We start from the raw sequence: 13,990 nt of genomic DNA on the forward strand, positions 1-13,990 counted from the left end.
ATAGCTTGCCAATTTTGGTTACACTTACCCATTGAAAAGTATATACTTATCGTAGGTATAGAATCTTATAGACCATCTTCTTTGAATAGATAACCTATAAGATTAAAATCTATCCTTCTATTAAAACTTTTGATTCAGAATTTACGTACGTATATATAAAAAATGGCCTAACACATTTGGAGATGAAAGCTCAGCCTCATAAATTTGATACTGTATCAGGACTATCTTCTTTCATGGAATCTATTACTATTCAGATACCTTCGATGGTAGAAAACATTCGTATCATTGAAAGTTTTATTGACAATGCCAAGGAAATCTATAAACTCGATGACGATATCTATGGAAACATTCTCATTGCTGTTACAGAAACTGTCAATAATGCTATAAAGCATGGCAACAATGAAGACCCAACAAAGAACGTATCCTTACAGATGCATCTGGAAGAAAACTCCGTTCGTTTTATTGTAGAAGACCAAGGGCCAGGATTCGACCACAATCATCTCCCTGATCCAACCGCACCTGAAAGCCTTGAGAAGATTGGAGGCAGAGGTATCTTTTTGATTCGTCATTTATCTGATGAAGTCCATTTCAGGAATGAAGGCAGAGAGGTTGAGCTTATTTTCTATTTCAATTGATAAAACATACTTTTTATCAAAAAAGCCTCTATCAAGAGGCTTTTTTCTTTCACACCCTTTTAATCTGCTCCCTCTTTTCTATGTATCTTTGTCTTATAATTAATAGTGTATTATGGCTTCTATTTCTTATTTTACTGAAGATACGACATTTCAAGTTGCTCAAAAAAGAATGTTGTCAACTTGGATTAAACAAACCATCCATGCTGAAGGCTATCAGCTTGAACTCTTAAACTTTATATTTTGTTCCGACAATTACCTGCTATCTATCAACAAGCAATATCTGGATCATGACTACTTCACTGATATTATTACCTTTGAACAATCTGAAGATCCATCGACAATTGAAGGAGACATTTTCATAAGTATTGATAGAGTTAAAGAAAACGCAGGTACATTTAACACTGCATTTTCACAGGAACTATTTCGAGTAATGATACACGGTGTTCTCCATCTTTGTGGATATACCGACCACACATCCGAAGAGAAAGAACAAATGAGAAACAAAGAATCCTATTACTTAGACATTCTTTCAAAAAAACATTCCACGTGAAACATTCGATTTATTTCACAACATTTCACATTAATGTTTCACGTGGAATGTTTTCACAAAACACAGTAGTTTAACAAAAGCACACAAAAAAAAGGACAATCAAAAATCGTTATCAAAAGATATGTTTCCTAAATATGATATAATAGTAGTTGGAGCAGGGCACGCAGGTTGCGAAGCAGCAGCAGCAGCGGCAAATATGGGTTCGAAAGTATTGCTCGTAACAATGAACATGCATACAATTGCACAGATGTCATGTAATCCAGCAATGGGAGGAGTGGCTAAAGGACAAATAGTAAGAGAAGTAGATGCATTGGGTGGAATGTCGGGAATTATCACAGACAAAAGCATGATACAATTCAGAATGCTTAATCGATCGAAAGGAGCTGCAATGTGGAGCCCAAGAGCACAGAATGATAGAATGCGCTTTGCGGAAGAATGGCGTCTTGCATTAGAACAAATACCCAATGTAGATTTTTGGCAAGAAATGGTAAGTGGCCTCCTAGTAAAAAATGGGGTAGTATGTGGAGTAAGAACATCAATGGGGTTAGAAATAGAATCCAAAGCAGTAGTGTTGACCAATGGAACTTTTCTAAATGGTAAAATACATATTGGAGAGAAAAACTTTGGAGGTGGACGAACTGCCGAAAAAGCAGCAACAGGAATAACAGAACAATTAATTGAGTTAGGATTCGAAGCAGGAAGAATGAAAACAGGAACACCTCCTCGAGTAGATGGAAGAAGCCTGAACTATAAGCTAATGGAAGAGCAGCCAGGAGACGAAAATCCAAGTAAATTTTCCTATACGAATACACAACCTCTGTCAAAACAACGTAGCTGCTGGATGACATATACCAATGAAGAGGTACATGAGATACTTCGAACAGGATTTGATAAGTCACCAATGTTTACAGGGAGAATTAAAGGATTGGGACCTCGCTACTGCCCATCTGTGGAAGACAAGATAAATAGATTTGCAGATAAAGATCGTCACCAAATCTTTGTAGAACCAGAAGGTTGGAACACAGTGGAAGTATATGTCAATGGCTTTTCAACTTCACTTCCAGAAGAGGTACAATATAAAGCGCTATTAAAGATTCCAGGATTTGAAAATGTACGAATGTTTCGGCCAGGGTATGCAATAGAATATGACTACTTCCCTCCTACTCAACTGGAGTTATCAATGGAGACTAAACTCATTAAGAACCTTTTCTTTGCAGGTCAAATAAATGGAACAACCGGATATGAAGAAGCTGCCTGCCAGGGGTTGATGGCGGGTATCAATGCACACAATAAAATAAATGACAAAGCTCCATTTATTCTAAAAAGATCAGAAGCCTATATAGGTGTGCTAATTGATGATCTTGTCAATAAAGGTACAGACGAACCGTACAGAATGTTTACCTCACGGGCAGAATATAGAATTTTATTGAGACAAGACAATGCAGATCTCCGTTTAACAGAAACAGGCTTTAATCTAGGGCTGGCATCTGAAGAACGTCTGGAAAGAATGAAATACAAAAGATCTGAGTCAGCTAGGCTGTTAAATGATCTCAAATTTAAAAAATTTGCGCCAGAAGAAATAAATGGAGCTTTGGAAAACCTTGGAACAGCCATTATTCGAGAAAAGAGCTCTTTATATAATCTGCTGAAACGACCAGAAATTACAATTGACAGATTAAAGTCACTGGACAAAGATCTCGCAATATATCTTGATCAGTATGACACAGAGATGCAGGAACAAGCAGAGATTGCAGTCAAATATGAAAGCTATATTGACAAAGAGCAAAAAGTGGCAGATAAGCTATCAGAGTTAGAGAATTATAAGATAAATGAAAACTTTGACTATGATCGTGTACAGGCCATTTCAAAAGAAGGTAGAGAAAAATTAAAAAAGATACGACCAATGACGCTAGGCCAAGCCTCCCGAATCAGTGGAGTCTCTCCCTCAGATGTATCTATATTAATGGTGTATATGGGCAGATAAAATATAGCTCAGAAAACAGGCGGAGTAAACACCGCCTGTTTTTTTATGTTAGAATCTCTTTCCACAAACAATAATATGATCTACGATCACTAAATATGCTTATTATAGATATGCATTAAACAGAAAATAGAGTTGGCTGAGTCAGAACAGGTAAATTCTATCTGGCAAAATATAGGACATGTTGGTATCAGGAGAAGCATAGAACAGAAAAATCGATCTTTGAAATCGGCTTAAAGTACCTATTCCATTCTCAAAAAAGACCAAACTTATCATGTAGCTTACCCAAAATCTATCCAATAATACCTCTACCAACTGTGCCAAAAATAGAAGATAGATTACCTAGGAAATCGACATAAGTCTATCATCCTTTATTCAACTACTCCCCCACCCTACTATATTCAACCTTATACGCTCTTCTGTCCTATACATTTTTTAATTCTAAGAGCTTTAAGAAAAAGCCACTTATTAAAATAGAAAGGCACAGGTCTGAGCATTTGCAGAAGTGTCTGTCCAATACTTCGCTATATACTTGTTAGGAGATAGAGCTTTTCTTTCCTATAAATCCAAGCCATCCCTCCTAAAATGAACACTCATCATTATCTCTAAAGAAATCCATTTCACTCCCCTCTCCTTTCGCATACTTTTTCTCTATGTCCTCCAGGAAGAACTCCTATCTTTTATTCTCCTAGAAGGATCACAATTACACTATCTTCCAGTCTTCCTAATAGGAACTTGATACCCAAGCCTTAGCGTGGCAGACTAATGCGTGACATACGTGACAAGACCGACAGCCTTTTCGAGTGGCGATAATTATTTCTCACAGAAACCAAAGATGGCTCTATTTGTCACAAGGTTCTTTCAGAAGGACACTAAATGAAAGAACAATGATCCTTTCAGGAAGATAGAAAGAAAGCGTATGCAGGAGGAAAAAAGAAAATGGGTTCCTTTCTTTAAAAAGATATACTTCTAAATGAAGAATTTCCTGGGGTCTCCGTTAAATTACAATATTAAACAGACGCCTTTTGCACAACATTCAAGTGGATATCTTCAAGCAAATACTCTCCTCTCCATCAACATATCCCATTTCCCAAAAAAGCAGAATAAAATAAGTCGTACGTTCCGGAACAACTACATAAAGTTTCCTAATTTACAGAAGAGCAAGTAATAGAATGTTCAGCAAGTGCGCCATCATATATCTAAGGATGTACAATCCTGCAGTAGATATTGTCAATTTAGGCACGGTACAGAAAATCATTTGTGCCTTTTGCCGGAATAATGTCAAAAGGCTTCATATTCCATTTGTATAAAATCCATATCAAACACACATTCTTATTTTTTAAGCCTTCTATTTACTAACTTTAGAGCCATAAACATAAGAATCTCAACACTATCTCCATGTCTGAAAATTTGAAAGGTTGCCCAGTATGCAACGCATTGGTATTTAAACATTTTATAGCTTGCAAAGATTATACAGTTAGTAAACAAGAGTTTCAGATTTTAAGGTGTGAAAGTTGTGGTTTTAAGTTCACAAACCCTCGTCCTGCAGCCCATGAAATTGGAGCATTTTATCAGTCAGAAGACTATATATCACACAGCAATACAAATAAGGGGTTAATTAATAAGGTCTATCAGCTAGTCAGAAATTATACGCTTAAGAATAAATTAAAGCTAATAGATAAACTCCATACCAAAGGCACATTATTAGATATAGGATGTGGTACAGGTACATTTTTGCAAACATGTAATTCAGCAGGGTGGCAAGTGAAAGGAACAGAGCCAGACAGCAATGCACGGACGATTGCGAGCTCAAATAATCAAATAATGATTGAACCAGATTTCTTAACAGCTTATCCGGATGAACAATTTGATATTATTACTATGTGGCATGTATTGGAACATGTGCATTTATTAAGCGAGACGTTAGATAAACTACGCAGGAACCTTTCTTCAGATGGCAAACTGATAATAGCCGTTCCTAATTCGGACTCATATGATGCTAGCTATTATAACCAATATTGGGCTGCGTATGACGTACCGAGACATTTATATCATTTCTCACCAAAAACACTTACGCAATTAATAGAGAAGTTTGGCTTTAAAATTGCGGAAATAAAGCCAATGTATTTTGATGCTTTTTATATTTCCATGTTGAGTACAAAATATAGAGACGGAAAAATAAACTATATAGAAGCGTTATCTAAGGGATTAAAATCAAATTCCTGGGCAAAAAATAATAATAACAACTACTCCAGTTTGATCTATATATTCGAAAAAGTATAGAAACGGTATTACGAATACACAATATTCCTTTACAGAAATACCCAACAAAGTATAGTAAATAATTACCTGAAAGTATTATCCAGATCCAAGAAAGATGAAAGTGTTAATGCAACTACAAGTGAATACAAACCTACATACAACTTCAGGGGTCCAACCCTCAGCAAGTATAACAGATACAAAAGCACAACATTTTTCTATCATCTTTACTTGTTTAATCTTGATTTTCATTCCGTTTCTCTTTACTCAATGTGCATTGCAAGGAGCACCTAGCGGTGGCCCCAAAGATACACTTGCACCAAAATTGGTGAAGGTTATACCCGAGGACAAGAGTCGCAATTATAAAGGAAAGGTTGTAGTCTTTACTTTTGATGAATATATCCAGGTAGAAAATCTTCAGCAGGAACTAATTGTAACACCTAATGTAGGAACGGAATATGAATACAAAGCCAATAAAAATGGTCTTGTTCTGACATTTAATAAACCTTTTGATAAACCCAACACTACTTATACTATTAATTTACGAAATGCGATCAAAGACGTTACTGAAAAAAATATAGCGAAAGATGCAAAGGTTGTATTTAGTACAGGCTCAGGGCTGGATACATTATCGGTAGAAGGAATCATAAGAGACCTGGAAACAGGACAACCAGTAGAAAATGCAGTAGTTTCACTCTATAGGACAGATGACACACTGGATATTGTAAAGGATAAACCTTACTATTTCACAAAAACAGATAAGAAAGGTTATTATCGTCTGGAGAATATACACGAGGACAATTATAAAATGTATGCATTAAATGAAAAAGACAATAATCAACGCTATAATCAGGAGAAAGAGAAAATAGGTTTCCTTCCAAAAACGTTACAAATAGCTGATAGTAGTAAAATAAACTTAGATATTAAAGTAAGTGTAGTAGATGAAAACCCTCCTAAAATAAGCAGCAAATCAGCACAAAGTGATCTTTATAAAATAGAAATGAATGAAGGATTAATTAATGCAGAAATCCGGATGGATGATTCTAGCAAAAAAATAGCCTACATAATAGATGCAAAGGCGCCAAAAACAATCTACCTATATAATACGATACAAGTTTATGATAGTCTCTCCATACAAGTGATAGCACAAGACTCTGCCCAAAACATCGCTCAGATACCTGTAAAAATTAAGTTTGATCAATTAGACGAAAAACAGCTAAAACGTAAAACTAAATTTCCTTTTGAAGTATCAACGCAACCTAGCAACAGTGAGCCAGTTCTGAAGGATTTTCAATATGTTATTGCCTTTTCTAAGCCTGTTATGAAATATGATCTTTCTAAAATAAAGGTACTTGCAGATACCCTCACTCCTATTCCACTTGATATCACGAAAGATTTTCAATGGAATAACTCATATACTCGATTAACTCTGAATAAGAAAATCGAAGTAAAGACAGGCGTACGGTTTGAAGCTCCCAAAGAAACCTTCTTTAGTGTTGAAAATGATACTGCAAAAGCAATTAAAACAGATCATAGCATAAAAGATCCTGAGAAATATGGTACCATGAGTGGAATAGTGAATACAAAAGAAAAATACTTTATAGTCCAGCTTGTAGACAATAGTGGTAAAGTAGTAGCAGAATCAAGAAATCAACGTAATTATATGTTTCGCTACCTTTCAGCCGGAGATTACAATTTAAGAGTAGTAATTGATCAGAATAATAATGGTAAATGGGATCCGGCGAGTTTTAAAGATCGTAGAATAGCAGAGGATATAATTTACAAACCTGAGAAAATAAAACTCAAAGAAAACTGGGAATTGACAGACCAAAATATATCCACGCTTTAGTCTTAAATTAACGTCAGTTCTGTTTTAGAAAAAAATAAAGGATTGAGAAAGATAGTCTGCTATTGTCCAGAGGTAAAACATTATCAACTCAATCCTTTATTCAAGCTCAGGTAATCTCAATAGATTAATAGATCTTTAGTGAATCAGGTAATGTTCTGTCAAAGCGATACTTCCAGCAAATGAAATCCTCCCCGGCCAATACTCAGTCTGGAGCTATTCTGCTCCTGTACTATCCTAGTTATCTTGAATATCTTTAAACTACGAGCCTACTTGATATCTAACCATATTCATATAAAGCCATTTTGATCCCTCAAAGAAAGAAGCTTTATCTTTAGCTCTACCATCACACAATAACGCAGATAATTCTCACAATAGATCACTAATCTGACTTTATAAACTAAGGAATGTGATTTGTGAGTCAAATCAAAAACAAATCATCCAATACAATCTAACTACCAAATCATAGCTGTATTTGAAAAGAAAGTTGTGATTGAAATAGTTAATAGTTTGCTCTCTTCTATCTATGATCTGGAATATACTCTTATTTGAAAGGGATGAACTATACTGGTAAATCTAGTATACAACTTATGTATCAATTTTGAAAAAACAATTTATATCTAACTAAACAGATCCTAAACCGCTGGTACGTTTACGAATCTCTCCTGCCCTTTCTACCAAGTGATCTATTAGCAGTTGTGTTAAGTGACAGTTAATAGGTTGTATCAGGAATATAGAATCAAATGATGAATCTATATTGAAAACACCCAAGAAGACAGACTCTAAACAGATTAAAGTTCAATGTATGTAAGCGGAAGTAAGAGTCTATGGAAAAGTAGTGAGACTACATACTTTTAACAAATTGAAGAAATATTCTATTTCAATTCTGATCATAGACTTTGGGTTAAACTCAATTGATTTTGTAACATACATCATTTAGATTTATAAGGAGGCTTACCTACTGAGTAACGTAACCTGAATTCACTGTGAACTTTATTCATGCGTTTAGTTCACCATACACTGATGCCATTCGCATAGTTCTATGCAAGCAACAGTTTTGCGGTGAATTCCGATCAAAAAATATAATACCGTGAGTTATGCGCAAATGTAAAAGTGATCGGAATTATGTTCAAAATAAAAAGTTCTGTAAATAATAAGCAACTTGTGCATGGACTATTGAAATTGACTTACTTCTTCTGAAACAATTTTGCATATAGCTAAACACAAATAAGAAATCTGCGTTAAAGAAGATTCATATTTACATTTGGGATAACTTATATATCTGTAGAAAGTGCTTCGATTAATATCAAAGGCTTCAAAACGTAGATATTCGAGGGCTGTTGATAGCGGATCACCAAGTACATATTTTAGGAGGTCTACCGATTGCCTTTAAGAGCATGAGAAGGTAAATAGAATCTAATGTGGCGAAATTAATACTTTGTTTATATAGTACTTGTGTAATCCCTCTTTCGCAGCACTACTCCAAAATCTAATATGCCCACAATTTCTAATTACCATTGAACCAGCCAAAGCCTAACCCCATCAAGTTTTGTTTTATAAGACTAAAAGGATATGTTGGCTCAACTTAGCAATAAAGCAGGAGATAAACTGAGTATGCCTTCACTTCTTCTAGGCAAATTTAAAAGAGCATTCTACTATAAACAACTTAGAGCACTCCATTTATAGCACATTGCCACTATAACCTAACTTCTTTCATTTCCTTTCATATAGTCATTTTAAAGACTGAATATGAATGCATGCTATACAGCCCATGGGTCAAGAGTACATTAACATAGTATCAGAGAAATCACCAGGATACAATCTAATATGGTGAAAGGATCTAGCCATATTAAAGGTAAAAAACCAGGCAAATAATCCATCTTCTGCCAAGATTCTTTTCAATTAGAAGATAGCTTTTTAGTCTATATAGGTATAAGTCCAGGTAAAAAATAATGGTAAAAAACCATGAAAATAAAAATCATTTCTCTTTGAAAATCAGCAACTTATAAGTATTATTGAAGTACGATTTTAGATTTATCCGATAAAAAAACGCTACTTATAAAGGCTAAAAGATAATATGACAGATTATTATGGTAGTAAAACGATTCATTATGAGACAATAGAATCAACTAACAAAACAACATAGACTAAATACATTTATACTCCTCATAAATAATTAAATAAATCTCTCAAAGAGAATACACATTTAATCTACAAAAAGTCAACAAGAATAGTTTTACTATTACCCTACTTCATAAATCAAGGGAAGCATATGGGATTTATAGCGTTGACGAGAAGATAACTTATAGGACATTAAAGGAAATATTAAAATGATCAATAGGAAATGGTGTATTTTCTTAAAGGCTTGTTATTGCCTAAATAAAATAAACTGTCAACTAACCAGCGAAGAATAGTTCTTTTCTTTAAAAAAGTATATATGATAAGAAGATGTGTATGTAAAATTTAAAACTACTTCATACTTTATAAAGACAACAAAGATAGGCTTTATTGAAGTTCCTATAGAGTTGAATACAACTGTAGTGGCTTGGCCTATTCTTCAGCCAATAGCTTAGCATCATACTAAAATCTGCTTAATACCTGTCTTTAAAAGTATACGAAGCAGCTTCTATAAAATATCGAGCTGGCAATGTGAGTTTTTGATGAATAAGAAACCCATATATATGGGTATAGTATATGGTTAGCAGTACTGTTAGTTATCAGAGTGTCTTTACAAAAACTGTTAATGTTAAACAGTATTTATTAATGCAACAAAACTATAGAACAAGACTTCGAAAGATTTCAAAGGCCAGTAATGGTTAAAGGATAGATAGTTTCACCTCTAGAAAGATCTCTCCTGGTGGAAAAAATGAAGTATTCAAACAATTATGTCACTAAGTATCAATCAATACTTGGAGCAGCAAATTTTGAAATCCTTTTACCTAAGATTAAAAAAGAATAGAGAGCAAATACAACAAAATGATATTGTAAAAAGAAAATAAGACAATCAATACACACCCACTTGCTGTTTTGTTTATGAACAGAGTGACCCATAACGCTTTTTCAGAGGTTGTGTAAATTTATTTTGAAGAACTGAGTAGCTGTTGTAATGAGCTAAGTATAAAAAATAGTAAGTCAGTCAAAATATAGACGTAGACATCAGTTGCGGTTAGAAAATGTATGAAGAACCAGCATATGTATTCTCAATTCTTATGGAGACTTCCTGCTATCTGAGTTTACAATGTATAAGATAGTTTAGATAGTACCTGAAAGAAAATTATTGCAACCAGAATTATATCATGTTTAGTAGATCAATGAAGTTTAATATTCATCTAGGAGGCGAGCCAAATTTCAGGAGGCAGAAAAGGTTATATCTGATAAAGAAATTCATTAACATACTGAAGTGGCAAAAAGTAAGTGAACATAATTACTTTTTATTTTTTCCGAAATCAGCGGCCCTCAAAGTACTGTACTACCACAAGACGAGTATACAAAAGAAAATGCTCAACAACAGAAATATAGTTGAGATGTTTGCTTGAAATTCTTTATCAAAAGTTCCAAGTGGACGCTGCTAGTATGTAATAAGATGTGAAGTTGTAAAATGATATTGTCCATAAAATGAAAATGTAAATAAGCCATTTGGCTCAGAAATTTCATTAGGATGGTTGGTGATATAAGTAGAGACTTCTAATCTTTGTGTGATAAATCATAATTGCAGAAACTAGAGTTTAAAAATTGATGAGGCGAGCTCACTAGAAATTAATTACTCATTTCAATAAAGGTTCGCAAAACAAACACTTTATAACAAACGAACAAAACTGACATATTGACATATTTTAGGTAGATCTACTGATCTTACTCCCAAAGAAAATTTTGTTTCCTTAAAAAGGAACAAGAACGGCTATTCTATTGAATCAAGGCAACTTCCCACAAATTTTGTTTCCCAAATCCAACTTCAAATTCCATTGACAAATCACCATTCCAAACTATATAACTAGAGCAATGAGATGGAGTGTTCTAATTTAAGGTCTATTTTTTCTTAGGAAAAAAATAAAACAATGTGGATAACTCTGTGGATTAGTGGAAAACTCGAGTGGATAAAGACCCTCTTAATGTTTATCTAACGTTTATCCAGCGCGGATAACCCAGAGCCGATTATTCTATCCCTATACAAAAGTGGATAAACCCATACTTATCCACAATTTACCCCTATACTTATCCACACATGTGAACAACTTCTTATTCACATGTGAAAAATCAGGAAAATGTGTATAACTTATGAAAAATACTGAGAATCTTGTGGAAAACTGTGGATAAATATGTGGATAACACCATACTTATCCACAAACTATCGACACTTGCAAAGGTATTCTATCCGGTTTTCCACTTTTCCACTTATCCACGGACTAATGGTAGTATTAGATTTTATTTAAAAAAAGAATTAATATTATATATAAGAAAGAAAGGACTTGAACGGTTATATGAAAAGACACACACACACATTTGGAAAAATGAAAAAACAAGTATTGCTGACACTGACATTTGCGGTATTGTCAGTATTGATGTGCTGGGGCCAGCAACAGGACATCAAGCTCGCGGATGAATATCTTCAACAGAATGACCCTGAAAAGGCAAGGGAGATTTATCGAAAGTTGATAAAAGAAGAAAAAGTGATTTCTGTTATACAACGAAAGTATGTTCAGACATTACAAAAATTGCAAGCATGGGATGAAGCTGAGAAGTTTTTAAAGAAGCAAGCAAAGTCAAGTTCAGAACATCCCATTTATAAAGCAGAGTTAGCCGTGATTCAGGATTTGCAAGGAAAAAAAGATGAGGCTCAGAAGAGTGTGAACCGGTTGATAGACGATATTAAAAAGAACCCTCAGCAGATCCACCAGATCGCTCAATATTTGCTCGAGAATCAGCATCCCGACTGGACGGAGAAAATGTATCTAGAGGGCCGTAAAAGCAGCGGGAACCCTAGTGAGTATGCGTTTCAGTTGGCACATCTTTATAAAAATAGTGGAGAGACGGAAAAGATGCTTGATGAGTATGTCAGTATTGCAGCAGAAGCACATGATAATTTGGTTGTTGTACAAAATGCAATGCAGGATGATCTGGAGAAACCTGAAGATTTTGAAAAGCTTGAAAAGGTATTACTTGCAAAACTTCAAAAAGAACCTAATCAAATTGTTTATAATGACCTGCTTATTTGGTTTTATATGCAGCAAAAGGACTTTCATCGGGCATTTTTACAAGCAAGGGCTATTGATCGTAGGATGAAGATGGAAGGACAGCGATTGATGGAAATAGGGCAAATAAGTTTGCAGAACAAAGATTACAAAGCAGCAAGTGAAATATTTGAATATTTAGTGAAGGAATATCCGCAAAGCAACAATTATCCTATGGCAAGACGGTATCTTGTAAATGCTAAAGAAGAACTAGTAAAAAATGCATATCCTGTGAATAAAGATGCAATACGTTCATTAATAGCAGATTATAAGATTTTGTTAAGTGAGTTAGGAAGGAGCCCTAAAACCATAGAAGCAATGAGAAGTACTGCTTTGTTATATGGATTTTACTTAAACGAAAAAGATACAGCAATAACTCTTCTTCAAGATGCTATTAAAATTGCTCGAGCGGATCAGCGATTTATCGATAAATGTAAATTAGATTTGGGGGATATTTATTTATTGAAAAGTGAGCCTTGGGAAGCAACACTAATTTATTCACAAGTTGAGAAAGATGAAAAAGATAGTCCTTTGGGATATGATGCTAAATTACGGAATGCGCGTTTGAATTATTTTAAGGGTGATTTTCAATTAGCTCAGGAACACCTTGATATATTGAAACTGGCAACATCACGTGAGATAGCTAATGATGCTATGTCTTTAAGTATTCTCATACAAGATAATATTGGATTAGATAGTACAGGTGAGGCAATGCGTGAATACGCGAATATTGAACTGTTATTATTTCAAAATAGAGATGAAGAAAGTTTAGAAAAACTTAATCAGATGATGACTAAATATGCTGGACATAGTCTGGCTGATGAAATTCTCTGGCAACAAGCTCAAATTTATATGAAAAGAGGTAATAGTGAAGCTGCCGTTGAGAAACTGCAGAAAATTGTGACAGAGTATGGCTATGATATTTTGAGTGATGATGCCGATTTTCTAATAGCAAAGCTGAAAGAAGAAAAGCTTGGAAAGAAAGAAGAAGCTATGGAAATGTACAAAAACTTTTTAGTTAAGTATCCTGGAAGTATATATGTCGTTGAGGCCAGAAAGAGATATCGTAATCTAAGAGGTGATACTCCACAATAAAATATTCTTTCTTCTTTCCTAATCGCAAGTCCAAAACTTGCGTTTTTTTGTTGGTATTAAATTATATTTGTATAAGCAGTTATAGCGATCTACTGACTGTAGATAAAAAATAAACAGATTTCCTTGTATTGTTGGATAGTATCTGGGAAGAACTAGAGTATCTGGAAAATGTAAATCGGTTGGATGTTATAAAAGAATATGGCTATATAGTCCTTTTTAGAATGATAAAAGTCGGCTAAGAGTGATCTCTGGAAATATTTTTTCAAATGCTATTAAATATTAAAAGATTTGAGAGCAACATCCTTTTTTTAAGATAAAAGTTATAATAAATGAAAATGAAGCTCTTATTTGAATAGAAGAAGATAATGGAATAGGACATCTGGATAAAGTATCCTA

The 13,990-nt window shown here is 34.2% G+C and carries 6 protein-coding genes; all 6 read left to right on the top strand.

The features are described 5' to 3' along the window. The first annotated feature begins 233 nt into the window (after positions 1–233). The 6 genes from QNI22_RS18195 (at position 234) to QNI22_RS18220 (ending at position 13,594) form a co-directional block, all read left to right on the top strand. Positions 234–635 (top strand): ATP-binding protein, encoded by a 402-nt coding sequence (locus QNI22_RS18195; RefSeq protein ID WP_314513333.1) that lies wholly within the window; start codon positions 234–236, stop codon positions 633–635. Between the two features lie 112 nt (positions 636–747). Continuing rightward, complete coding sequence (ybeY, locus tag QNI22_RS18200) at positions 748–1,185, top strand: rRNA maturation RNase YbeY (RefSeq protein WP_314512796.1); 438 nt, start codon at positions 748–750, stop codon at positions 1,183–1,185. Positions 1,186–1,306: 121 nt separating this feature from the next. After that, complete coding sequence (mnmG, locus tag QNI22_RS18205; RefSeq protein ID WP_314512798.1) at positions 1,307–3,169, top strand: tRNA uridine-5-carboxymethylaminomethyl(34) synthesis enzyme MnmG; 1,863 nt, start codon at positions 1,307–1,309, stop codon at positions 3,167–3,169. Positions 3,170–4,564: 1,395 nt separating this feature from the next. Beyond that, positions 4,565–5,449 (top strand): class I SAM-dependent methyltransferase, encoded by an 885-nt coding sequence (locus tag QNI22_RS18210; RefSeq protein ID WP_314512799.1) that lies wholly within the window; start codon positions 4,565–4,567, stop codon positions 5,447–5,449. Positions 5,450–5,666: 217 nt separating this feature from the next. Continuing rightward, positions 5,667–7,274, top strand: coding sequence for an Ig-like domain-containing protein (locus tag QNI22_RS18215; protein ID WP_314512802.1), 1,608 nt, complete (start codon positions 5,667–5,669; stop codon positions 7,272–7,274). 4,505 nt (positions 7,275–11,779) lie between these two features. After that, positions 11,780–13,594 (top strand): tetratricopeptide repeat protein, encoded by a 1,815-nt coding sequence (locus QNI22_RS18220; protein WP_314512804.1) that lies wholly within the window; start codon positions 11,780–11,782, stop codon positions 13,592–13,594. Positions 13,595–13,990: the final 396 nt, after the last annotated feature.

The sequence above is a fragment of the Xanthocytophaga agilis genome, from assembly GCF_030068605.1.
Classification (GTDB): Bacteria; Bacteroidota; Bacteroidia; order Cytophagales; family 172606-1; genus Xanthocytophaga; species Xanthocytophaga agilis.